Source organism: Fortiea sp. LEGE XX443 (assembly GCF_015206815.1).
Classification (GTDB): domain Bacteria; phylum Cyanobacteriota; class Cyanobacteriia; order Cyanobacteriales; family Nostocaceae; genus Nostoc_B.
The window spans coordinates 1-23,190 of record NZ_JADEXZ010000004.1; the positions used below are offsets into that span (position 1 = coordinate 1).

Here is a 23,190-nt window from a genome sequence, read left to right on the forward strand (position 1 = left end):
GCCCCGTTCCCCCTGCCCCCTGCCTCTAATCAATATGGATATTGGATAATTGCAATTGACAGAACTCAATGGAAGGGAAGAAATGTATTTATGGTGAGTTTAGTCTGGGGAACTCATGCTCTTCCTTTGTATTGGGAAGTCTTAAAACAGGTAGGGAACAGTAATTTTAATACTCAAAAACGGCTGCTGAAAACAGTGCTGACTCTATTTAAAAAATATCCTATTTTAGTACTAGGAGACCGAGAATTTCACAGCCATAAACTGGCTCAATGGATGGATGACAGGGGTGTATTTTTCGCTCTGAGGCAGAAAAAAGACCGACATTTCCCAACAGCATTGAATCAGGAGTATCAAGTCCTGAAAAATCTGGGATTCAAACCAGGAATGTCTAAATTTTATCAGGGAGTGAGGTGCAATAAAGGGGATGGAATCGGACTATTTAATTTAGGGATCTATTGGAGACGAAAATATAATAATCAGGGAGCAAAAGAACCTTGGTATATCTTAACTAACCTCCCAACATTACAACAAGCATTGGCAGTCTATCGTTGTCGTTGGGGCATTGAACAAATGTTCAAGGATTATAAAACAAGTGGCTATAACTTAGAAGACACCAAGGTTAATGACACCCGTTTTTTAGCCTTAGTCTTGTTGATTGCTCTGGCTTATAGTTTGGCGACCATGCAAGGGCAACAGATGAAAAAATTAGGCATAGATATCTATGCTGGTCGTATCCAATCACACAAAGACCACACCCCACGCCAGAGTCACTTTAGCTTTGGACTCTACGGACAACGATGGCCTTATGGGATGGAATTATGGGCAGATTGGGTTCTGAGTCTGATTGCCCTCAAACCCCATAAACGACTCTATTTTCAGCGTGGTTTTTATGCCCTATCCCTTATGCAGCAAACTTTATAGGTAGGTTGTCACCCTCTGAGCTTATGGTGATGTCGCTGGCATTAAATTTGCTATGTGGGAAATTACAGGACGTTATGCCTATGGTTGTCTGAAATCAGAATTGGGAATACATAAATTCCAGCGAGTATTGCCTTTTGATACCAGCCGTAATTTGCAGACAAGTTTAGCTAGGATAGAAGTCCTCCCTATTTTAGATGAGTCCTTGGAATTTGAAATACCACAGAAGCATTTAGAAATTACAGTGGCTCGTAATCAGGGAAATAGAAACCGTGTAGAAACATGGGTGCAAGTTGTTCATCTTCCTACTGGCATTACTGTATTGTGTGATCAGAAACGCAGCCCGATGGGCAATCAAAAGAAAGCTTTGGCTATTCTGAAGGGGAAATTATGGGCGATCGCACTTGCTCAAGGTGTCAACTCAATTGCTGAGATTCAACCTAAGCGAATCAAAGATTTATCCAGCAAAATCATCCGTGAGTACATCTTGCATCCTTACACAAAAATCAAAGATTTACGCACCAACGTTGAGACAACTGCTGCAACAGATGTTTTAAACGGTGAAATTGATTTGTTCATTAAAGCTTACCTGCAACAAAATCTGCTAACCTCACCCAGTCAATAGCCCAGTTTTGTATAATTTCACAGTCGATGCCAGAAAATTTACTCAACTGCCGCTAAAATCAAAAAAACAAATAAAATCTAGAGAGCAAACTTGGAAAATCAAGGCGCTCTTAATCTTAGCAAGCACTATGGAAGTCTTAGAACTCAAACGCGAAATCGAAACGTTGTCTAGCCGCCTGGGTAAAACCCAGGACTATCTTTGACGTACCTGCACTGACAGCGAAAATTCACGACCTGGAACAAATATCAGCGCAGCCAGAATTTTGGGAAAATCAACCCGAAGCCCAAAAAACGCTGCAAGAACTTAACGACCTCAAAGCCCACTTGGATACTTATTATCAGTGGCAAGCCAGCTTAGAAGACACTAAGGCAGTGGTGGAACTGTTGGAGTTAGAAACCGACGAGTCTCTACTGCAAGAAGCGGAATCTACCATTACTAAGCTAAATCGTGACCTTGACCAGTGGGAGTTACAACAGCTACTTTCTGGCCCCTACGATGCTGAAGGGGCAGTGCTGACAATTAACGCTGGTGCTGGTGGCACAGATGCTCAAGACTGGGCATTTATGCTGTTGCGGATGTACACACGTTGGGCAGAAGATCAGGGCTATAAAGTAGCACTAAGTGAAGAATCTGAGGGTGATGAAGCTGGTATTAAATCAGCAACCCTAGAAATTACTGGTCGCTACGCCTATGGCTATTTGCGGTCAGAAACAGGTACACATCGCTTAGTCAGGATTTCACCTTTTAATGCCAATGGCAAACGGCAAACTAGTTTTGCTGGGGTGGAAGTGATGCCGCAGATAGATAATTCTGTGCAGTTGGATATCCCAGATAAGGATTTGGAAATCACCACCACCCGTTCTGGTGGTAAGGGTGGGCAGAATGTCAACAAAGTAGAAACAGCAGTAAGAATTGTACATTTACCGACAGGTCTTGCTGTGCGGTGTACAGAAGAACGATCGCAGCTGCAAAATAAAGAAAAAGCCCTCGCCCGTCTCAAAGCCAAACTGCTAGTTATTGCCCGTGAACAAAAGGCGCAAGAAATTGCTCAAATTCGCGGTGATATGGTGGAAGCTTCTTGGGGTAATCAAATCCGTAACTACGTATTCCATCCTTACCAGATGGTAAAGGATTTGCGTACCAATGTCGAAACAACTGCGATCGCTGATGTAATGAACGGCGACCTCGATATGTTCATCCAATCTTATCTGCGGCAAGAAAATCAACTGGTAGAAACTACTTCTACTTAAAAGTGAAATAAATCATGGGTGATGGATGACTCTGTTACCCATTTCCTGATTCTCAGACCGAAAATAGATAAAATGGCAAGAGAAATCAGAGGAAACTGTTACATTTATATGTAAAAGAGTTTGTCACGAAATTATTATGAGCAACTCTCCTTCAACAGAACCTCAACCTAGCTACGTTAAACTTGCCATGCGGAATATGGTACGCAAAGGCGGCACTTCCGTAAAACATTTTCTCTTAACTACTGTGGGGCTATTAGCTGTCCTCATTGGACTAGCCTACCTGACCCACTAAAGACCAACCAAAACCCAAAGTGCGAGTAGGAGAGTTTGTAGTTGGTGCAAGTTGAACTAAATTTGCAGGACATTTTTTCCGAGTCATCCCCAGAAACAGATTTAAATATTGCGGCTGTAACTTGGGAGAACTGGTTTTATCGCTGGTTGGAAAATCTTCAACCTCATCTATCACCAGCGCCAAGCTATGAAATAGGGCTGCGTTTGACAGATGATATAGAAATTCAATCACTTAATGCCCAATATCGACACCAAAATAAGCCGACAGATGTTTTAGCTTTTGCGGCTTTAGAGGTAAATTTTCCTTACAATGCGGAAATGCTTGATGAGCCTGTGTATTTAGGTGATATCGTTATTTCGGTAAATACAGCCCAACGTCAAGCTCAACAGCAAGAGCATAGTTTAGTTACTGAGTTAGCTTGGTTAGCATCTCATGGTCTGTTACACCTGTTGGGCTGGGATCACCCAGACGATGATAGTTTGATGCAAATGCTCAAACAGCAAGTGATATTACTGGAGACAATTGGTATTGATATCGACATAAAATATTAAAGTTTTTATATCCATGTTAATTTTTAGGCATCTTTTTATAATACTCGTGTAGAAAATGCCTAGAAATTGATTAGATTACTACAATCGGTGAAAATTCCCAGTTTACCTAAGTTTATTGTTCGGTTTTCAGCTTATGTCCCAACAAGTTTCTCCTCCACCACCAAACCAGTTACCAACACTAATAAGCAAGGAACGGGAATTCTCCTGGCAAGTCGCTGCTAATTTACTTGTTAGTTTTAAGTATGCTTGGACTGGTATCACCTACAGCTTTCAAACTCAACGCAATTTTCGCATCCATGTGAGTTTTTGTGCTTTGGCGATCGCTTTAAGCATATTCTTACATTTGTCCCCTGTAGAAATAGCAGTAATTGGGATCACCAGTGGCTTAGTTCTAGCACTGGAACTGGTCAACACGGCTATTGAGTCGCTGGTAGACTTAACAGTCAAGCAGACCTACCACGACCTAGCAAAAATTGCTAAAGATTGTGCTGCTGGTGCTGTACTTGTCTCGGCTTTGGTAGCAATATTAGTTGCTTGTACGCTACTGCTTCCGCCATTAGTAGTGTTAATTATGTCTAATTTCTAAGTTTGAACGTCATTACACTTATCTATAAAAATTTTTAAATTACAAATTAAATAATTACTGACGATGGCGTTTATAGCTAGAATCTGGTAACAATCAAGCACAATGGTATGAGTAATCAACACCAGGAGTTTAAGCTGTGATTATAGTCATCGATAATTACGACAGCTTTACATACAATTTGGTGCAATACTTGGGAGAACTAGCAGCAGAGTTTCCAGTAGCATCAAACATTAATGTTTTTCGGAACGATAAAATCACCATAGAAGAAGTTCGGGCATTAAATCCAGACGTTGTAGTGATTTCTCCTGGGCCTGGTCGCCCAGAGGATGCAGGTATATCCCTTGATTTAATTCAACAACTTGGCCCCAACCTGCCAATTTTGGGCGTATGCTTAGGGCATCAAAGTATTGGTCAAGTATTTGGTGGTAAAATCGTCTCTGCTCCAGAGTTAATGCACGGCAAAACTTCTCATGTGTCTCATACTAATGTAGGTGTTTTCCAGGGATTAGAGAATCCTATGACTGCCACCAGATATCATAGTCTGGTGATTGAACGCACAACTTGCCCCGAAGTTTTAGAAATCACTGCTTGGGTAGAAGATGGCACAATTATGGGAGTGCGACATCGGAACTATCCTCACATCCAAGGAGTCCAGTTTCACCCAGAGAGTGTCCTAACTTCTTCAGGAAAACAGTTACTGCGAAACTTTCTGGAACAATTACAGACGAGAGAGTAATTAATGAAACGACGACAGTTGATGGGCTATGCTGGGGCGGGTTTAGTCACAGCTTTAATTACTACTTTAGGTTCTCACTCTGAAGCTGAAGCACAATCTAGCGGTGTATCAGTTCAGTGGTTGGGTCATACTTGCTTTCTAATTACTGGTGGCGGGGTGAAAATTCTCGCTAATCCATTTCGGACAATTGGTTGTACTGCTGGTTATCGTGCGCCCAAAGTCACAGCAAATTTGGTCTTGATTAGCAGTCAACTACTAGACGAAGGTGCAGTAGAAGATTTGCCAGGAAATCCCAAGCTAGTCTACGAACCTGGCGTTTATGAGTTCCAAGGTATTAAGTTTCAAGGGATTTCCACAGACCACGATCGCAAGGGTGGTAGACAATTTGGTAAAAATACCGCTTGGGGTTGGAAGCAAGGGGGAATTAATATCCTGCATTTAGGGGGTATTGCTGCACCCATTTCCCTTGAACAAAAAATTCTCATGGGTCGTCCTGATATCCTCTTCATACCAGTGGGAGGAAGTGCTAAAGCCTATAATGCTGAAGAAGCTAAACAGGCGATTGATTTATTAAATCCCAAACTAGTGATTCCGACTCACTACCGCACCCAGGCTGCTGATGCTAATGCGTGTGACATTTCCCCCTTGGATGAGTTTCTTAATTTGGTGCAAGGTGTAAGTGTGCGCCGTAGTAATAGTGATACTCTTACTGTAACTGCTGATAAACTACCAGAAGATAAGGTAATTCAGGTTTTAAGCTACAAATTTTAAACTACTCCTATTACACTATTAGACTCCCTAAATTTTTTAACGAACTGCAAAGGACACGTTCGCGCAGCGTCTCGTAGAGAAGGACACAAAGAAAGAAAATAGGTAATACCAATTTAAAAAAAGAATGCGACAGATGCGTAGGTTGGGTAGTAGCTTGCTTCCCGAAGGGTACGAAGTGAAACCCAACATCTACAAGGTTTTAAGGCGTTGGGTTTCGTCCCTCAACCCAACCTACATTTGTAGAGATCATTCTTCAAATTGGTATAATTTTGTAATGGGAAACGAGTAAGTGCAATTCTTTATTGGCTCAATGGTTTTCTATTCTGTACTGCTGAAATTACTGTTTGCTCAATTCTTTTCAATCTACTTCCACTACTAATGGAATTGATTCTGCTTGAGAAACAGTAGATGCCTTTTTCCACAAAGGTTTATTAACTAAGTTAGGCAAATTTAATAAGGCGTTGCTGATTGCGGTATGAATTAAGAAAACAGAGGAATAGAATGATACTTCAAATAATGAAGTAATAATCTATTTGGTAAATAGCGATGAATATATGGTCAAATCATGATATTTGGCTGATTCTTTTAACTCAATTAGAATTCTTTAAGTTGCATTTCATCTCAGTAAACTTGAGTGATAACCCTTAGTCTATCTAGTATTTGGCTTAACCAAAGCGTATTGCTAGTTTCCTCATCGCCTCATTACCCCCTAGCAGCAAATGCTTAGTAGTGTAAAAATATTCCTACCTTCGTAGCTACAAAAGACGAACTATGACAATACATCCTGCACTGCAACGTGCATTTACCAACCACCGCGTTCTGAAAGTAATTAGCGGTTTGAATAACTTTGATTGCGATCGCGTGGCTGCTATCATTAAAGCTGCCGAGATTGGTGGTGCGACTTTTGTTGATATCGCCGCTGATCCTGCGCTGGTCGCAATGGCGAAAAGCTTGATTAATTTACCAGTTTGTGTATCGGCAGTTGAGCCAGAAAAATTTGTCCAAGCTGTGGCTGCTGGTGCAGATTTAATTGAAATTGGTAATTTCGATTCCTTTTACGCTCAAGGACGCAGATTTGAGGCTGAGGAAGTATTAGCACTGACTCAGCAAACCCGCGCACTTTTACCAGAAATCACCTTATCAGTGACAGTTCCCCACATCTTAGAACTAGATCAACAGGTACAACTGGCAGAAGAACTAGTCAAAGCTGGTGCTGATATTATCCAAACCGAAGGCGGTACAAGCAGCCAACCTGCTCACTCTGGCACTCTGGGATTAATTGAAAAAGCTGCTCCCACTTTGGCAGCAGCTTATGAAATTTCTCGCGCCGTATCAGTTCCAGTATTGTGCGCTTCCGGCATTTCTAACGTCACCGCACCCTTAGCGATCGCGGCTGGTGCTGCTGGTGTTGGTGTCGGTTCCGCCATCAACCAACTCAACAGCGAAGTAGCGATGATTGCTGTTGTGCGTGGGTTAGTTGAAGTTTTAGCAACTGCAAACAACCGCGCGATCGCTTAAATCATAACGTGAGTTCGATTGGTAGAAAAACCCCTCTCCAAACCTCTCCCCTTCAGGAGAGAGGCTCTAAAACTTTAATTTTTCCAGTTCTTTACACCCCTCTCCGCGTCGGAGAGGGGTTGGGGGAGAGGTCAAAAAAAACTTGTCGAATTCACGTTAATTATTCTAGGACTTACGCAAAATTATGAAAAAACGAACCGCAAAGGACGCATTCGCGTAGCGTCTCCCCTTGGGAGAAGAACGCGAAGTTATGAGAGTTTCACAGAGTTCCTGCGTAAGTCCTATATTCATAGGAGGATGAAGGCTTTTATACTTCATCCTTCATACTTCAGACTTTCTTTACACCAAACAATCCTTCAGGGCGTAAATCACTTGGTCTTGCTGCTGGGTTGTCAGTTCTGGGAACATGGGCAAAGATAAAACCTCATGACAGGTTTGCTCTGCTACTGGCAATTGCCCTGGTTTGTAGCCTAAATGTTGATAAACTGGCTGCAAATGTAGGGGGTAAGGGTAGTAAACCATCGAATTTACACCCCGTTCTTGCAATTGACTCCGCACCCATTCCCGACGTGAAGCACTAGCACCGTTTCGTGATTCACTCACCACGCGAATCGTGTATTGATTCCATACGCTCATTCCTCCAGGGAGTTCTTCAGGTACGATAATCCCTGGAATGTGACAGAGAAACTGTTGGTAATAAGATGCGATCGCCTGTCTTTGCTGATTCCAATTATCGAGATAACGCAGTTTAATTTGCAAAATCGCTGCTTGAATCGCATCCAAGCGACTGTTTACCCCAATTTCTTCGTAGTAGTAGCGATTTCTTTGCCCATGTTCCTTGATTACTCGCATCTTGGCTGCTAATTCTGAATCGTTAGTGGTAATTGCCCCACCATCGCCACAACCGCCGAGATTTTTAGTAGGGTAAAAACTAAAGCAACCAATATGCCCCATACTGCCAACTTTTTGATCATCCCAAGTTGCTCCTGTAGCTTGAGCGCAATCTTCGATGACCGTTAAATTGTAAGTATGAGCGATCGCCATCAACTCTGCCATATCTACAGGCTGTCCGAATAAATGCACCGGAATGATCGCCTTGGTTTTGGGTGTAATCGCCGCAGCTATTTGCTGTAAATCCAAGTTAAATGTATTAATGTCTATATCTACAAAAACAGGTTTGGCTCCTACGGCGCTGATCACTTCAGCCGTAGCAATAAAGGTAAATGGTGTCGTAATTACCTCATCACCTGCACCAATTTCTAAAGCTCGTAGCGCTAAGTAGAGCGCATCAGTTCCAGAGTTACAAGCTATACAATTACTAACATGATGATAGGCGGCAAATTTTTGCTCAAAGCTTTCAATTACTGGGCCGCCAATATACCGCCCAGAAGCTAAAACTTCTAACACTGCTGCACTCACTTCTGCTTCGATAGTGGCGTATTGCTGCTTGATATCAAAGGCAGGAACAGAATTTACGCTTTGGAACATGAGTTTTATGTTATCTGAAGATACAAAGGATGCACTTCGACTGTCGATTTTAACTGATTGACTTTGACATCAAACAGTTATTCAATAGACTGTCGCCCCGGATACGCATCAAAAAGGGTTATTACTGAAATTATTGTATGGGTAAAGATATCATACTAATTCGTAATTCGTAATTCGTAATTCGTAGGACACTCTGAAAAAGTGTCAATATAAAAGGCTTCTGAGAAGTCATTTTATGAGATTGATGCAATTTAAGAGGACAGAACGATACAGGAGGACGCGGTGAGGCGGTGATTACTGTTGATGGAAATCCCAAAATTATCCTGCAACTAAGCAACGCCGAATTTTCTTCTTCTCATTGAATAAATTCGCTTTCCTTTGATTGATATTGAGAAGATTTGCGTTCCGCGTCTCTCCTTCTCTCCCTCGCCGCGTCTTCTTGGTAAGCTGTTGTGATCAGATAATCCCAGGAGGTGGAAGAACCGTGGAAGATTTAATCAAGCTAGATTTAGTTGATTTAGCATTTGCTGTGGGGTTGATGGTGATCGCTATTGGTTTATCTGTCTGGGAAAGATTGGGAATAGAGTTAAATTTTGTCATTGCCACAGGTAGAACCATCTTACAACTGCTGGTATTGGGATACGTTTTTGATTTTATCTTTGCCGTAAATAATGCTTGGGCAGTTTTAGGGATTGTAGCAATTATGCTAACAATTGCGGTGATTGTCGCGCGAAATCGTATCAGCCAGAAAATTCCCCTAGTATTACCTGTGGTTTGGGGAGCAATTTTAGTAAGTACCGCTTTCACGTTGCTGTACACCAACTTCTTGATTCTGCAACCAGATAGATGGTATGAACCACGTTATTTAATTCCTCTAGCGGGAATCATTATTGGTAATGCAATGAATGCAGCGGCGATCGCTGGCGATCGTTTAGTTAGTACAATCAATAATTCCTCTGGGGAAATCGAAACTCATTTAAGTTTAGGCGCAACTCCGCAACAAGCCGTCAGTCAATACCGCCGCGAAGCCATTCGCGCCGCGCTGCTTCCAACTATTAATCAAATGATGCTCATTGCTATGGCTACTCTTCCCAGTATCACCGCCGGACAGTTATTAGGCGGAGTAAACCCTTTAGATGCTGTGTCTTACGAGATTGTAATTGTGTTTATGGTTGCTGTGGCTAACTTGTTGACGACAATTTTAGTTACTAGGGGATTGTGTCGTCAGTTTTTTAATTCAGCGGCGCAGTTGGTAAGGTGATGTAAAGCTAAAAATTTATGAATGCTGTTGTGTCCATTTGTCCCATAACAGATGCACATCATCTGGTTGCTCGTCGTAATTAAGCATCTCGTCTGAAATCATCACCCACTTCTGGGCGCTGCGTATCCAAATGTTGCCAACTGGACGTAACTTTGTTGTATCATCCAACGTCCCAGCTTTAACGTTGATAGTATTTGGATTGTAAGCCCGATCATGAAATAACCGCGTTCCGCAGTTACCGCAGAATAAATTTTTTACTTCACGTCCGCTCTCGGCTTTACGAATCCAAGCTTTTGGTTGTCCTTGAGTAATAACTACAGCATCTCGTCTGACAGTCAATGACATACCAAAGGCACTAGAGGATTGTTTTTGACATTCTTTACAATGGCACAGGTAGAGAGTTAAAGGTTGGGCGCGGATTTCGTAACGAATCTCGCCGCATTGACAACCCCCAGTATATGGAAGACTCACAAGTTTTTTTCCTTGAGAACTAGCTATTAGTGTAAATGTAAGTCGTCGCATTCACAATGCAAGTTGTCGCATTCACAATGCAAGTTGTCGTATTAGCAATGCAAGCCGTCACATCAACAATGCAAGCCGTCACATCAACAATGCAGTGCCGTGAATTCTTTCTTACTCACGCTTCTAAACATTAGAATAGGAATTAATGTAAAGTTATCCAATAGCCAAAGTGTCAGACTCTCTGCCATTGCGCGATCGCTACCTCGCTTTAATTGACGAAATTGTGCAACTTACCCTCCAGGGCAAAATTAGCTCTGTGGAGATGGTGTACCAAATGTTGCAAAAAGGTATAACATCTGGTACAGGAGAAATATTTGAGTTAGCGTTGAGCGATCGCTTGAGTAGCATCCAAAGTCAAGTGGACGGCGAAAATGATGAACTCAAAAAAGCTAAGGCTAACCGCAGTCTCAGAGCAATCAAGACAATTCAAAACCAATGGCAACGTTATTGGGAACAAAATAAAGCCATAGAAGCGATCGCATTAGCAGTCAGAGACATCACCACAGCTTCAGCAGATGAACGCCTCGCTACATTTTTACGTTTCACAGATCCCAATCAAAAGCAACCGCTCAATTCATCACAATTACAGCAGTTAGCTAAAGCTTTACAACAATTTGCTCAAGTAGATGCTGACATAGAACAAATATCACAAGGCATCACCCGTGGTTTGGCTAGTTGGCAAAGCCTCCAAGACAACTTAATTAGTTGGATGTACGAGCAGAATCGAGAATTAGGATTTGGCGGTGTACCTGGAGAAAACGGCCCTTGGGCAACTTGGGCAAAGAAAGTTAACAGCGACTTCCCCCAAGCACTGTTTCGTAGTCTAGCTTTAGAACAATCAGCCATTGAATTTGCCGAACAGCAACGTAATGTTACCCTCAGTAACTGGGTAGAAATGGCGTTGATTTTACAGTATTTGCAACGCGGGTTAGTTACTTGGTTTGACCAACAACCATATAATGTGCAAGCAGGCTCAAAATTATCAATTTCGACGTTTTTGACCTTTGCAGTGATTTGGAGTCAGTTGGCTAGTGGTTTGGGTAACGCTGCGGCTATATATGGTTACGGTGGTTCACAAATTATGCTGCAAATTCTGCGAAACTTTGCCCAGCGTTCTTATTTCCCGCTTTATGGTGGAATCTTTGCGTCCTTTTCGGGTAGTTCTTTACGAAATGCTCTAGATTATTTAGATGAACCGTTACGCCAAGTTGAAGGAACCCAAGAAAAAGCCAGAATCTTGACGCTTTTGGGATATTCTCAACGGGCTTTAGGGCAGTATCAACGCTCAATTAATTTTCATCAGCAAGCATTAGAAATAGCCAGAAATGCAGGCGATCGCCCTTGTGAAATTGCCAATCTCAACCATCTCAGCCGTACCTACGTCCAAGAAAAAGATTATGGCGAGGCGATTAATTATAGCCAACGAGCCTTAATCTTGAGTCGGCAAGCAGGCGATCGCACAGGCGAAGCCAACGCTTTGGTGAACTTGGGTTACAGCGAAGTCATGCGATCGCAACAACTAGAACAAATTGAACCAGAAACCTATGGGATGCCAATTAATTATTTGGAACAAGGTTTAAAGTTATTAGAGAAATTAGGAGATATCCAAAGTAAAGCCTTGTGTTTGAGTAGTTTAGGTATTGCCTATCTCGTAATTAAAGAAGCGCCAACTGCTATTAAATATTTAGAAGACGGTTTTAAAACAGCACAAACTTGCGGAGATTTGTATCTCCAAGGAAGAAACTTAGCATCTTTAGCCGAAGCTTATTATCATCTCCAAAATGCAGAAAAAGCTATTTACACTGGTGCTTTGGGAATGTATCTTTTAGAGCAGATTGCTTCTAATGAATGGCGACAACCAGCAGGTTTATTAACAATTTTACAAGGACAAATAGGTAAAGAAGCATTCCAAAACTTTTTACAGCAACATCGTCCTAAAATCATGGCAATTATCGGTATTGATGGCTATGATCACATACCAGAATTGTTAGAAATATATCGACAAGATATGTAATTATCTCGATTCTATTTGTCGGTTCTTCAGTAACTAGTATGCCAAAAATATAGTCAAGAAGATAAATAAAAATTAAAAGATGTGTCAAATAATGAGTAAAAGCCTTGATAGTATTGACGGGGAAGCAGTATTTAATATTGGCTGTAATCAGAAACAAGAAGAAAAAAAGTAAATTGGCAGCCATGAGTCTAAAAAAGCAAAATAAACTACTGACAAAACTACTGAATCTAGAAGGAGTAAAAGTAATCTCACATCGACAGCATCAAGGGATAGGAGTAATCATAGGTATTGAGTCAAATGCTCAAGAAAGTGTGTGTCCTCGTTGTGGAACCTCAAGTCAAAGATTACATCAGAACCATAGATATATAGTCAAAGATTTATGTTGGGGAGAAAAGCAAGTATTTTTAGAAATAAATAGAAGACAGTTCAAATGTTCAAAATGTAAGAAACCATTTAGTGAAGAGTTGAATTTTGTAAGTAAAAGAAGAACTTATATAAAGAGATTGGCTAAGAAAATTATTCAAGAAGTAATAGATGCGGATATACATAATGTAGCCAAAAAAGGAGTAGTGACTACAGAAGAAATAGAAAGAATATTAAAAGATGCAGCCGCAGAACTAGAAGAATTAAAACCGCAAAAATTAATCAGACTAGGAATCGATGAAATAGCTCTAGTGAAAGGGCAAGGGAATTATTGTGCTGTATTAATAGATTTAGATAAATCTCAACTAATTGCTATATTAAAAGGGCGAACCCAAGAAATAATCAGGGAAACCCTTGTAGGATGGGGAACAGAGATTTTAGAACACATAGAAGAAGTGAGTATAGATTTATGGCAAGGCTATAAAAATTTAGTGACAAATAATTAGTCACTGTACAACATGAATGGACGTAACTGGATTCGAACCAGTGACCTCTACGATGTCAACGTAGCGCTCTAACCAACTGAGCTATACGTCCTTAACCACACAGCTTTCTATCATAGCGCATATTTATCTTTTGTGCAAGTCAGCGTGTCCGAATCGGATTTCTCCGATTCAAGTTTGGCATGTTAATCAGAAAAAATGTAACAAAAACTACAAAATTTATATTTTTTTCCAAATCACAGGATAAGCTAGGCATATATATAATATCCGGTTCGCAAAGATACCGCGATTAGGAGAAACTTTTATGATTGCAACACCTACATTGCCGCTGGAAGCAGCTACGCCAGCGCACATCTGTCCATTTGATCAAGCCTGTAGTTACTTAGAAGCAGCCGCTAAAGAATTAAGGTTAGATCAAGGTTTACTAGAAATTCTCAGCCATCCGCGCAAAGTTGTGACAGTTTCGATTCCTGTGAAACTAGATAATGGGGAAGTGCGTGTACTGGCAGGACATCGGGTACAACACTCGGATGTTTTAGGCCCTTACAAAGGCGGAATTCGTTACCATCCGGCGGTGACACTGCGGGAAGTTTCAGCGCTGGCTATGTTAATGACTTGGAAATGTGCATTATTGGGTATTCCCTATGGTGGTGCTAAGGGAGGTATTGCGATCGCTCCAGAGCATTATAGTGTTAGGGAATTAGAGCGGATTACGCGTCGTTATACCAGCGAATTAATTAAGGATATCGGCCCTTCAGTAGACATACCAGCACCAGATATGGGTACTTCTGCCCGTGAAATGGCTTGGATGATGGATACTTATTCAGTGAATGTAGGTCATGCTGTACCAGGGGTTGTGACTGGTAAACCGCTGTCTGTTGGTGGTTCCCTCGGTAGGGAAAAGGCGACTGGACGCGGCACAATGATTATTGTGCGTGAAGCTTTGGCAGACCAAGGTAAATCTCTCGAAGGAATACGAGTAGTTATTCAAGGTTTTGGAAATGTTGGTGGCGCAGCAGCCGAATTGCTACACCAAGCTGGGGCAAAAGTGATAGCTGTGTCCACCGCTACAGGTGGTGTATTTTCGAGCGATGGTTTGGATATTCCGGCTTTAAAAGCTTACGCTGCTGAAAATCACAAGAGTGTGATTGGTTTTCCTCAATCCACACCAATTAGTAACGCCGAATTACTGATTTTGCCTTGCGATGTCTTGATTCCTGCCGCTTTGGAAAACCAAATTACTGAAGAGAATGTCCATCAAATACAGGCGCAAATTATCGCAGAAGCAGCTAACGGGCCTGTGACTCTGGAAGCTAACCTAGCATTAGAAGCGCGAGGAGTTATTGTACTACCAGACATTTTGGCGAATGCTGGGGGTGTGGTGGTAAGTTATCTAGAATGGGTGCAAGGTCTGTCTTACCTATTTTGGGATGAAGAACGAGTCAACCGCGAAATGGAACATTTGATGGTGCAAGCTTACCGTCAAGTTATTCAACAGTCTAAAGTGCGGCACGTTCCCCTACGTTTAGCAGCTTACACTTTGGGTGTAGGTCGTGTGGCACAGGCATTAAACGATCGCGGTCTTTATCCTTGATGATTTGATCAAGTTCAACTAAAAAACAATCTGTATTGCTAGAGACGCGACATGTCGCGTCTCTACTAGTTAGAAATATGTTGCTTCAGAAAATCGATGAATACCCGAACCTTGAGAGCAACATAAGCACGGGAAGGGTAGACAAGCCAAGCAGCGGTATTAAAATTTGTTGCTGTCACTTCATAATCTGGAAACACATTGACGAGTTTACCAGTATATAAATCTTCGCCAATCAGCCAGTGCGGGAGCAATGCTAGACCCATCCCAGCGATCGCACATTCTTGCAATGCGATCGCACTGGAGATGATCGTGCGTCCATGTACAGAGGTTTCGCTGATTTCTCCATTCACATCCTTAAATATCCATCTTGATCTAAAGCCTGATAGTGGGAAGAGAAGACAATTATGTTGTGCCAAATCTGTCGGTCTTTTCGGCTGACTCCATCGCTTCAGATAACCTGGACTAGCACAAACTGAATAGCGAGTAACCATGAGTTGTTGAGCGATTAAGGTTGAGTCTGCAAGAATTCCCAGACAAATCGCCACGTCAATTCTTTCGGCTAACAAATCTACAACCGCATCTGTAAGTAACAAATCAACAGTCAATTCGGGATACATCGTGTCAAATTGACTCAAGAGCGGCACAATACACTTTAAGCCAAATGAGACAGAAGCCGTAACCCGGAGTGTTCCCTTTGGATGTCCAGCAATGTCCGCCACTAAGTTAATTGCTTGTTGCATTTCCTCAACGAGTGGCTCGACACGCTCAAAATAAGCAATCCCCGCCTCAGTTGGTGACAATTGGCGTGTTGTCCGCTGAAATAGCCTGACACCAAGTTCTGACTCCAAACTTGCGATCGCTCGTGAAATTGAAGATGGATCAATATTGCGATCGCGTGCAGCAGAAGCAAAGCTACCTTGTCTCATCACTTCCACGAAGATTTGCAGTACTGATAAATCCATCGTCGAATTTAACTACTAATAAATATCGATTCGTGCAAAGCATACATGAGATTCATTCATGAATGAGTATTTATTACGAGGAAAGTAACAACTATATTTTCAAGTAACTCAAGCTTACTTGGAGGTAAAATATGAGTCGAGTTGCAGTCTTGGGAATTGGAGCAATCGGATCTCGTGTAGCCCAGAATCTTCTTGATGCTAACCATGAGGTTGTTGTGTACAATCGCACACCGGAGAAAGCGATCCCGTTGGTAAATAAGGGAGCTATTTATGCCGCAACACCCAGAGAGGCATCTGAAAACGCCGATATTGTTATTAGTATGGTCACTGATAACGATGCTTCACGAGTGATTTGGCTTGATGAGGAAACGGGTGCAGTCATGGGACTTGGCAAAAATGCGATCGCCATTGAGTCAAGTACGCTAACTGTGGCATGGACAAAAGAACTAGCAGCAGAAATCGAAGGCTGTGGGGGGAATTTTCTTGATGCTCCAGTTGTCGGCTCTCGTCCGCAAGCCGCAGACAAAAAACTTATTTATCTCGTCGGCGGGAGTGCAGAAACCTTGACGATCGCTCAAGATATCATTTATGCAGCAGGAGCTTCCACAATTCATCACGTTGGTTCTATTGCTCAGGGAATGGCGATGAAACTTGCAGTCAATGCGCTTTTTGGTATCCAAGTAGCCGCATTGGCAGAAATCCTCGGAATGTTGAGCAAGAACGGGATTGAACCAGCAAAAGCCCTTGAATGTCTAGGTGAATTACCAGTGATCAGTCCATCAACCAAAGGTGCAGGAAATTTGATGCTCAAGCGTAACCATGCACCGATGTTTCCAATTGATTTAGTAGAGAAAGATTTCCGCTATATGACTCAAACAGCACAAATGGTTGCAGCTTCCACCCCAGCATCTACAGCTATTCACGAAATCTATGTGCAAGCGATCGCTCAAGGATATGGCAGCGATAATATTACAGGTGTTTCTCAACTTTTTATCTAAGTTTTCAATATATTTAGATAGGAATCCTAATATTAACTTGTACACACAAGTTTTTTATAGTTGTCACTCCACTAAGGTCGTACTTTGTCAAGTTTAAATTGTGGGATAAATCAATTTTTGATTCTCTTCTTTTTCCCTTTCTTTTCTGCGAGACGCTACGCGTAGCATCTTTGCACCCTTTGCGCCCTTCTCTGCGAGACGCTGCGCGTTGGCGGAAGCCTCTCGTAGAGAATGCGGTTCGTTCCTTTATCCTACAAAACTAATTTGACAGACTAGTAGATTAATTTTTTTTGACGCATTTACATTGCAAGTTGATACATTCACATTGCAGGTTGACGCATTCACATTGTAAGTTGATACATTCACATTGTAGGTTGACGCATTCACATCGCAGGTTGACGCATTTACATCGCGGCTCAGGAAACTTGTATGTATACCGTAGCCTTAAAAGGAGAGGCTCTAAACCTTGAATGTAACAATTGTCAATTGTCAATTGTCAATTATCAACTGGTAAACTATCTATGAAAGAACTGCAAAACATCCTCGCAGCTTTTAAGCAAACACAAAATCAAAGGCAGTTAACAGCCCTAGCTACTGTAGTTAAAACTAGCGGTTCTGTTTATCGTCGCCCTGGTGCGCGGATGTTGTTGATTGAATCTGGGCAAATGATTGGCTGTGTCAGCGGTGGTTGCTTAGAAAGCGATGTATTTGAAATCGCACAACCACTGATGTTTTATAGTGGTGAACCCGTTGTTGTCAAGTATGACACCACCGCCAGCGATGATATTACTTGGGGATTTGGTTTGGGTTGTAATGGTGTAGTTGAGGTACTCATTGAGCCGTTGACTCACCCATTAGCTAAAAGTCAGTTAGAATTTTTTGCCGAATGTCTTTACAGTCAGCAGCCAGGGGTAATGGCTACAGTATTTAATGTAACTGGAGAAAGTGGTGTTTTAGTGGCTTCGCGATCGCTCTTACAGCCAGATGGTACGGTGGTTAATAATATTGCAGATGAAGATTTGGCTCATCAAGTTTTAGTCGATGCTCGGCAAGCACTCCAACAAGAACATTCTCGCGTAAAATCTTACAAATTAAATAATGGCATTGCTGAAGTATTCCTAGAAGTTATTCATCCCCTTGTTCCTTTAATAGTCTTCGGTGCAGGTCATGATGCGATTCCAGTTGTGAACATTGCTAAACACCAAGGTTGGGACGTTACAGTTGTTGATAACAGACCAGGATACATTACCTCTGAGCGTTTTCCTGGTGCAGATCAAATTATTTTGAGCGAACCCCAAGCAATTCACAAACACAATCTTCTGACACCACGCACTGTTGCTGTAGTCATGACTCATCAGTATAAAAACGATTTAGCCTTGCTGAAAACTTTGTTACCATCTCCAGTGCGCTACATCGGTATCTTGGGGCCAAAAAGCCGGACTCAACAATTGTTACAAGACCTAAAATCGGAGGGATTTATCCCAACTGCTGCACAAATGCAGCGGTTGTTTGCACCTGTGGGGCTTGATATTGGTGCAGATTCACCAGAAGCGATCGCGCTCTCTATCGTAGCGGAAATTCAAGCAGTTTTAGCCAATCGCTCAGGTGGTTTACTCAAAAAGCGCTCAGGTTCAATTCATGGCGAGGAAACACCATGTCTGATGTCGGTTTAATTGTCCTAGCGGCTGGTGCATCCACCAGAATGGGAACACCTAAACAACTACTGAGGTATAATCAACAGAGTTTGATTCGTCATATAGTTGAAGTAGCGATCGCCTCTGTTTGTCAACCAGTTATAGTTGTCCTAGGAGCATACGCTGAACTCATTCAACCAGAAATCGACCCAATACAAGTACATATCGTAAAAAATCCCCTTTGGAATGAGGGAATGAGTACCTCCATTCGTGTGGGGATGGAAGCTTTAAATACCATCAATCCAGATGCAGAAGCCGTTGTCATCATGCTGTGCGATCAACCTTTTGTCAGCCCTCAATTTATCAATCAGCTAGTTGAAGTGCATCAAACCTCTGGTAAGCTAATTGTGGCTTCAGAATATGCTTATACTTTGGGCGTTCCCGCACTATTTAACCGCGCTTTATTTGCCAAACTCACTACTCTCAGTGGTACAGCCGGGGCAAAACAGTTAATCAAAAACTATGCTCAGGAAGTTCTGGCGATACCTTTCCCAGAAGGTTTAATCGACTTGGATACACCAAAAGATTACGAGCAGCTTTTGGCAGAAAATAGGCAACCCACAACTGTGCAAATTTGAGTTTTAACTAAATTTTCTCATCTCTGTTAGCCAAAATTAATATATGCTGAACTTTTGTATGTTAACTGTATTGATAAACAAGATTCTAGGCTAAAAACTGAGAAAAATCTGTGCTGGATATCAAGCAAATACGGGAAAATCCGCAATTAGTTCAAGAACGGTTGAATAGTCGTAGTGGTAATTATGACCTTCAGCCGATATTAGAGTTAGACAAGCAACAACGAGAATTGGAGGGAAACCGCAGTCAACTCCAAGCTCGGAGTAACGAAATTGGTAAACTTGTCGGGCAGAAGATGAAATCTGGTATTAATCAGCAAGATCCAGAAATTCAAACTTTGCGTGATGAGGGTAACTCAATTAAAGCTCAGTTGAGTGAACTGGAACCAAAAGAAAAAGAACTGAAGGCTGAAATTACACAGCTTGTACTAGCTCTACCCAATTTACCTAGCGACTCCACACCTGTAGGTAAAAGCGAGGAAGAAAACGTAGAGGTAAAGCGTTGGGGTGATGAGTACATACCCCAGAACCCAAATATTATCCCCCATTGGGAAATTGGCGAAAAGCTAGGTATTCTCAATTTTGAGCGTGCTGTCAAAGTTGCTCAAAGTCGCTTTGTCAACTTGATAGGGGCTGGTGCAGCGTTGGAGCGAGCATTAATTAACTTTATGCTGAAGACGCAAACCGCGGCTGGCTATGTAGAAGTTAGTCCGCCCTTGTTAGTGAATACTGATTCTTTAACAGGAACAGGACAATTACCGAAGTTTGCTGAAGAAAGTTTTAAGTGTGCTGATGATGAATTGTGGTTAATTCCCACAGCAGAAGTTCCTGTTACTAACCTTTACCGTGGGGAAATTTTAGCCGCGGAAGATTTACCAATTTATCACTGTGCTTACACTCCCTGTTTCCGTCGAGAAGCTGGAAGTTATGGGCGGGATATGCGCGGTTTAATTCGTCTGCATCAATTTAATAAAGTTGAATTGGTAAAAATTGTTCATCCCAGTTCTTCTTTTGACGAATTAGAAAAATTGGTAGGGAATGCGGAAGCAATTTTACAGGCTTTAAAATTGCCTTATCGAGTCCTCAATTTATGTACTGCTGATTTAGGTTTTGGGTCAACAAAAACCTATGATTTAGAAGTATGGCTACCATCTTCTGAGAAGTATCGAGAAATTTCCAGTTGTTCTAATTGTTTTGATTTTCAAGCACGCCGGGCTGATATTCGCTTTAAGGAAGCTGGTAAGAAAGGCACGCAATTTGTCCATACTTTAAACGGTTCCGGTTTAGCTGTTGGGCGAACTATGGCGGCGATTTTGGAAAATTATCAACAACCAGATGGAACAATTTTGATACCGGAAGTATTGCAACCTTTCTTGGGGCGTGAGGTGTTGTAATTGAAAGAAGTTACAACAGTAAAGACTTCAGCATAAAAACAAGGGATATACAGAAAAAATCTGTATAATCCCTAACCCTGATTATGTAGAAAAATTTCTTGTATACCCTTGGAATTTATTATAATACTTGTACATAGTATAAATAAATTACGCAAGATTCTTCTGTAGCAACTACTATGGAATACAGGAAAAAAAGCCAATTTAAAAAGCGAAAATCAACCTGTACAATTACAGCGTTTACCTCGCGGTATAGTAGCACAAAACGAGTAATTGAAACCGATGAAGCAACAGCAACTATTTGGATAAATCAGCAAATTGAAAATTTAGGAGAAGTAATAAATCATGACAGTAGCATGGGATGAATTGGTATTTCAATCGCCATACTTAGCTGTGGTAAAGGCAAGACAATTGCTACAGGAGGGCAAAATGACAGAAGTTGATCATATTTTGGAGAGTTTAGCGGAGTCCATGGGGCGATCAGAAAAAAGAGCAGTGATTAGTCAATTAACTCGACTAATGCTACATATAATTAAGTGGAAATGTCAACCTGAAAAACGTAGTGCTAGTTGGGTAATTTCTATTAGATCAGCAAGGAGAGAAATTGCAGATAGTCAAGAGGAAATGCCCAGTCTCAATCGAGAGTTTTTAGAGTCAATTTGGGATAAGTGTTTTGAAGCTGCAAAACAGGATGCTAGGGATGAAATGGGTAAAAAACCAGAAGTTATTGCTTTAAGTTGGCATGAGGTTTTTGAAGAAACCTATACAGTTTGGGACGATTAAAAAATTTCTAATTAGCACATATTATGATGAAAAGCTTAAACATAATTGTCACCGTTATCAAAGATAGCCAGTTATTAATCAATTCTTCTGTAGACCTACCCGTGGGTGAATATAATGCTGTCCTTGTACTAGAAGATCAACCAATCAGTAGTAGCCTGAAAACTTCTATCCAAGAAGCTCAGGCTCTTTTTAGAAAATATATTCCCGCTAGTATAAAGCTTTCTCAAGAGTTGATTGAGGAACGAAGATTGAAGGCTTTGAGTAAATATTGAAATTCGAGTAGTACGTTACTGAGAACCGCTATAGCTAGTTGTCGAAAATACCTTAGATGTAAAGCTACCATGCAAGCCGTAGGGGATATGATTTTTTAGGTGCAGTCGAGCAACAGCACCTTGATTCACATCATTGGCATCTAAAATTACTACATCTGAGCGCTGATACGCAGCATCATAAACCAAAGCCAACAGCCAGCCGTCATCTTCTTTTTCTGCACCTGGAAGGGGAACAAAAATTGGTTCACCCATAAAACCACGGGGTGCAGCACTCCAAAGTTGTCTTTCTCCCGTTTCCAAATCCAGCTTCAAGATAGCTTGTAGGGGAGCATTTCCAATCTCTGCATGAGCCGCACCTATGTATAAATATCGATAGTTGCGTCCCACATTCGCCGGATGAATAGTGGGGAACTCACAACAGCGACCCTCAATTAATTTTTGTTGCACTTTTCCATCACTAAGGTTGAGGTAAAACCGCCAAAGTTGTCCCGGTGCAAGTTTTTCAAAATCAACTTGGCGAAAATCGCTGTCTGGTTCTACTTCTGGTAAAGAGTCGTAGCAAATGGAATCAACAAAAATCTCATTGCCCACCTCGAAAGCATTCACATGATGGAAAATAAACCCTGATGTGGTTTCTAAAATTTTGACTTCTGTTTGCCCTGGCTGGGGAAAACGGGGAATGATAATAATCCGCGTAGGCTGAGTTGGCTGGACTTTAATACATTCTCCTGCACCACGCATTCCCAAGGCGAAGGGTATGGGATTGAAGGCAACGGGATTTTGAAAGAAGATGCAGTAATTGGGGGTAATGACAAAATCATGAATGAAACAAAATCCCGGAACGCTATGAGCTTGTTTTCTGACAACTTTCCCTGCTAGGTTTAACTCAAAAATTGTAATTGTGGTGGATAGTCCGGGTTTAATTGAGAAGTTGACTAAGCAAGGTTGACCGTTATCTTGTTCGCAACTGGGGTCAAGCCGAGGATGTGCGCCAAAAGCTTCACCGTCTGATAAGGTGTTGTTAAAATATTCTTTCCCCAAGGTTTCTAAGGTGTAGGGGTCGAGGCGATAGGGTTCAGCAGCTTCCCATAGTGCTAGGAGTTTCTCACCCAAATAAATAACGTTGGTGTTAGCAATATGTTTAATTTTGAAGTCGAAGATATTAGCCAGCCAACCGCCGGGTTTTTGTGTGCCAAATACACCGCGATAAAGAATTTTTCCGGCTTTCTGTTCTGCTAAGTAGCCCTCGGTGCGAACAAAGCGATTGCGGAAATGAGCGCGACCATTAACAAAGGTGATGCGGCTAATCATCCCATCGCCATCAAAAGGATGATGAATAGGTTGTCCATTGATATCTAGTAAGCCGGGGCCGTTTCTAAACAGCGTACCTTGCAGTTCTAGAGGGATTTGTCCTTCTACATCGTCAATCCAATAGTCAAATTCTTGGGTGAGAGATTGATATCCTCCTTGCCAATCTTCACGAGTGTAGGATTTTTCTTGGTTTTTTAAATTTTGCATAGTTT

General features: G+C 41.7%; 23 protein-coding genes, 1 tRNA gene and 1 pseudogene. 19 read left to right on the forward strand and 6 right to left on the reverse strand.

Going from position 1 to position 23,190, the window contains the following annotated elements; genetic code table 11:
* From IQ259_RS02760 to IQ259_RS02795, 8 genes are all read left to right on the forward strand, one after another.
* The coding region (locus tag IQ259_RS02760) for an IS4 family transposase (RefSeq protein WP_193880517.1) at positions 1-921 on the forward strand (921 nt) is incomplete at its 5' end.
* A gap of 40 nt (positions 922-961) precedes the next feature.
* Positions 962-1,543 carry a peptide chain release factor-like protein gene (locus tag IQ259_RS02765; RefSeq protein ID WP_339383934.1) on the forward strand — a complete coding sequence of 194 codons (582 nt, stop codon included), beginning with the start codon at positions 962-964 and terminating at the stop codon, positions 1,541-1,543.
* Between the two features lie 127 nt (positions 1,544-1,670).
* Positions 1,671-2,793 (forward strand): peptide chain release factor 2 gene (gene prfB, locus IQ259_RS02770; RefSeq protein WP_193880520.1). Its coding sequence is split into 2 segments (ribosomal slippage): positions 1,671-1,742 and positions 1,744-2,793, totalling 1,122 coding nucleotides; the frame shifts between segments, so codons are not numbered across the junction.
* A gap of 136 nt (positions 2,794-2,929) precedes the next feature.
* Positions 2,930-3,085, forward strand: coding sequence for a DUF3285 domain-containing protein (locus tag IQ259_RS02775; RefSeq protein WP_193880523.1), 156 nt, complete (start codon positions 2,930-2,932; stop codon positions 3,083-3,085).
* A gap of 44 nt (positions 3,086-3,129) precedes the next feature.
* Positions 3,130-3,636, forward strand: a complete 507-nt coding sequence (gene ybeY / locus IQ259_RS02780; RefSeq protein WP_193880525.1) for an rRNA maturation RNase YbeY — start codon at positions 3,130-3,132, stop codon at positions 3,634-3,636.
* Between the two features lie 133 nt (positions 3,637-3,769).
* Positions 3,770-4,222, forward strand: a complete 453-nt coding sequence (locus tag IQ259_RS02785; protein WP_193880527.1) for a diacylglycerol kinase family protein — start codon at positions 3,770-3,772, stop codon at positions 4,220-4,222.
* A gap of 136 nt (positions 4,223-4,358) precedes the next feature.
* The gene (locus IQ259_RS02790) at positions 4,359-4,958 is read left to right on the forward strand and encodes an aminodeoxychorismate/anthranilate synthase component II (protein ID WP_193880529.1); all 600 of its coding nucleotides are present in this window, start codon (positions 4,359-4,361) and stop codon (positions 4,956-4,958) included.
* Positions 4,959-4,961: 3 nt separating this feature from the next.
* On the forward strand, positions 4,962-5,729 hold the full coding sequence (locus IQ259_RS02795; protein ID WP_193880531.1) for an MBL fold metallo-hydrolase: 768 nt from the start codon (positions 4,962-4,964) through the stop codon (positions 5,727-5,729).
* A 364-nt stretch (positions 5,730-6,093) separates the two neighbouring features.
* On the opposite strand, the pseudogene IQ259_RS27015 reads toward IQ259_RS02795, so the two are convergent.
* Positions 6,094-6,186 (reverse strand): annotated as a pseudogene (locus tag IQ259_RS27015) (Uma2 family endonuclease); the annotation flags it as partial.
* A gap of 314 nt (positions 6,187-6,500) precedes the next feature.
* Between IQ259_RS27015 and IQ259_RS02800 the strand changes: the two are divergent.
* Positions 6,501-7,247 carry a DUF561 domain-containing protein gene (locus IQ259_RS02800; protein WP_193880533.1) on the forward strand — a complete coding sequence of 249 codons (747 nt, stop codon included), beginning with the start codon at positions 6,501-6,503 and terminating at the stop codon, positions 7,245-7,247.
* 339 nt (positions 7,248-7,586) lie between these two features.
* On the opposite strand, the gene IQ259_RS02805 is transcribed toward IQ259_RS02800, so the two are convergent.
* Positions 7,587-8,735 (reverse strand): DegT/DnrJ/EryC1/StrS aminotransferase family protein, encoded by a 1,149-nt coding sequence (locus tag IQ259_RS02805; protein ID WP_193880535.1) that lies wholly within the window; start codon positions 8,733-8,735, stop codon positions 7,587-7,589.
* A 484-nt stretch (positions 8,736-9,219) separates the two neighbouring features.
* Here IQ259_RS02805 and fetB point away from each other — a divergent pair, with 484 nt between their 5' ends.
* The gene (fetB, locus tag IQ259_RS02810; RefSeq protein WP_193880538.1) at positions 9,220-9,996 is read left to right on the forward strand and encodes an iron export ABC transporter permease subunit FetB; all 777 of its coding nucleotides are present in this window, start codon (positions 9,220-9,222) and stop codon (positions 9,994-9,996) included.
* Between the two features lie 15 nt (positions 9,997-10,011).
* Here the strand turns inward: fetB and IQ259_RS02815 are convergent, their stop codons facing one another.
* Positions 10,012-10,467: a GFA family protein gene (locus tag IQ259_RS02815; protein ID WP_339383927.1), complete on the reverse strand. Its 456-nt coding sequence runs from the start codon at positions 10,465-10,467 to the stop codon at positions 10,012-10,014.
* 220 nt (positions 10,468-10,687) lie between these two features.
* On the opposite strand from IQ259_RS02815, the gene IQ259_RS02820 reads away from it, so the two are divergent.
* Together IQ259_RS02820 and IQ259_RS02825 are read left to right on the forward strand one after the other, a co-directional pair.
* Positions 10,688-12,532: a tetratricopeptide repeat protein gene (locus IQ259_RS02820; protein ID WP_193880544.1), complete on the forward strand. Its 1,845-nt coding sequence runs from the start codon at positions 10,688-10,690 to the stop codon at positions 12,530-12,532.
* A 137-nt stretch (positions 12,533-12,669) separates the two neighbouring features.
* On the forward strand, positions 12,670-13,401 hold the full coding sequence (locus IQ259_RS02825) for a transposase (protein ID WP_228014327.1): 732 nt from the start codon (positions 12,670-12,672) through the stop codon (positions 13,399-13,401).
* 17 nt (positions 13,402-13,418) lie between these two features.
* On the opposite strand, the gene IQ259_RS02830 is transcribed toward IQ259_RS02825, so the two are convergent.
* Positions 13,419-13,492 (reverse strand) — tRNA-Val (locus IQ259_RS02830).
* 210 nt (positions 13,493-13,702) lie between these two features.
* Here IQ259_RS02830 and IQ259_RS02835 point away from each other — a divergent pair.
* A complete protein-coding gene (locus tag IQ259_RS02835) occupies positions 13,703-14,992 on the forward strand; it encodes a Glu/Leu/Phe/Val dehydrogenase (protein ID WP_193880547.1) in 1,290 nt (429 codons plus the stop codon).
* A gap of 65 nt (positions 14,993-15,057) precedes the next feature.
* Here the strand turns inward: IQ259_RS02835 and IQ259_RS02840 are convergent, their stop codons facing one another.
* Positions 15,058-15,954 (reverse strand): LysR family transcriptional regulator, encoded by an 897-nt coding sequence (locus IQ259_RS02840; RefSeq protein ID WP_193880550.1) that lies wholly within the window; start codon positions 15,952-15,954, stop codon positions 15,058-15,060.
* A gap of 131 nt (positions 15,955-16,085) precedes the next feature.
* Between IQ259_RS02840 and IQ259_RS02845 the strand changes: the two genes are divergently transcribed.
* The 6 genes from IQ259_RS02845 to IQ259_RS02870 all read left to right on the forward strand — a co-directional run bounded on the left by IQ259_RS02845 (position 16,086) and on the right by IQ259_RS02870 (position 21,667).
* Positions 16,086-16,952, forward strand: a complete 867-nt coding sequence (locus IQ259_RS02845; RefSeq protein WP_193880553.1) for an NAD(P)-dependent oxidoreductase — start codon at positions 16,086-16,088, stop codon at positions 16,950-16,952.
* Positions 16,953-17,473: 521 nt separating this feature from the next.
* Positions 17,474-18,625, forward strand: coding sequence for an XdhC/CoxI family protein (locus IQ259_RS02850; RefSeq protein WP_193880556.1), 1,152 nt, complete (start codon positions 17,474-17,476; stop codon positions 18,623-18,625).
* Entirely contained in the window at positions 18,607-19,224 is a 618-nt protein-coding gene (locus IQ259_RS02855; protein WP_193880559.1) for an NTP transferase domain-containing protein, read from the forward strand. Before IQ259_RS02850 ends, IQ259_RS02855 begins: the two co-directional genes overlap by 19 nt.
* Before the next feature lie 110 nt (positions 19,225-19,334).
* On the forward strand, positions 19,335-20,615 hold the full coding sequence (gene serS, locus IQ259_RS02860; RefSeq protein ID WP_193880562.1) for a serine--tRNA ligase: 1,281 nt from the start codon (positions 19,335-19,337) through the stop codon (positions 20,613-20,615).
* A 342-nt stretch (positions 20,616-20,957) separates the two neighbouring features.
* The gene (locus IQ259_RS02865; protein WP_193880565.1) at positions 20,958-21,395 is read left to right on the forward strand and encodes a DUF29 domain-containing protein; all 438 of its coding nucleotides are present in this window, start codon (positions 20,958-20,960) and stop codon (positions 21,393-21,395) included.
* A 23-nt stretch (positions 21,396-21,418) separates the two neighbouring features.
* Positions 21,419-21,667: a hypothetical protein gene (locus IQ259_RS02870; protein WP_228014328.1), complete on the forward strand. Its 249-nt coding sequence runs from the start codon at positions 21,419-21,421 to the stop codon at positions 21,665-21,667.
* A gap of 15 nt (positions 21,668-21,682) precedes the next feature.
* Here the strand turns inward: IQ259_RS02870 and IQ259_RS02875 are convergent, their stop codons facing one another.
* A complete protein-coding gene (locus tag IQ259_RS02875) occupies positions 21,683-23,185 on the reverse strand; it encodes a carotenoid oxygenase family protein (protein ID WP_193880568.1) in 1,503 nt (500 codons plus the stop codon).
* Between the last annotated feature and the right edge of the window lie 5 nt (positions 23,186-23,190).

Bases quoted from the DNA above. Each gene is read 5' to 3' on its own strand.
- IQ259_RS02775 (WP_193880523.1), top strand. From the start codon at position 2,930: ATGAGCAACTCTCCTTCAACAGAACCTCAACCTAGCTACGTTAAACTT.
- IQ259_RS02785 (WP_193880527.1), top strand. From the start codon at position 3,770: ATGTCCCAACAAGTTTCTCCTCCACCACCAAACCAGTTACCAACACTA.
- IQ259_RS02795 (WP_193880531.1), top strand. From the start codon at position 4,962: ATGAAACGACGACAGTTGATGGGCTATGCTGGGGCGGGTTTAGTCACA.
- IQ259_RS02800 (WP_193880533.1), top strand. From the start codon at position 6,501: ATGACAATACATCCTGCACTGCAACGTGCATTTACCAACCACCGCGTT.
- IQ259_RS02805 (WP_193880535.1), bottom strand. From the start codon at position 8,735: ATGTTCCAAAGCGTAAATTCTGTTCCTGCCTTTGATATCAAGCAGCAA.
- IQ259_RS02835 (WP_193880547.1), top strand. From the start codon at position 13,703: ATGATTGCAACACCTACATTGCCGCTGGAAGCAGCTACGCCAGCGCAC.
- IQ259_RS02840 (WP_193880550.1), bottom strand. From the start codon at position 15,954: ATGGATTTATCAGTACTGCAAATCTTCGTGGAAGTGATGAGACAAGGT.
- IQ259_RS02845 (WP_193880553.1), top strand. From the start codon at position 16,086: ATGAGTCGAGTTGCAGTCTTGGGAATTGGAGCAATCGGATCTCGTGTA.
- IQ259_RS02850 (WP_193880556.1), top strand. From the start codon at position 17,474: ATGAAAGAACTGCAAAACATCCTCGCAGCTTTTAAGCAAACACAAAAT.
- IQ259_RS02855 (WP_193880559.1), top strand. From the start codon at position 18,607: ATGTCTGATGTCGGTTTAATTGTCCTAGCGGCTGGTGCATCCACCAGA.
- IQ259_RS02865 (WP_193880565.1), top strand. From the start codon at position 20,958: ATGACAGTAGCATGGGATGAATTGGTATTTCAATCGCCATACTTAGCT.
- IQ259_RS02870 (WP_228014328.1), top strand. From the start codon at position 21,419: ATGATGAAAAGCTTAAACATAATTGTCACCGTTATCAAAGATAGCCAG.
- IQ259_RS02875 (WP_193880568.1), bottom strand. From the start codon at position 23,185: ATGCAAAATTTAAAAAACCAAGAAAAATCCTACACTCGTGAAGATTGG.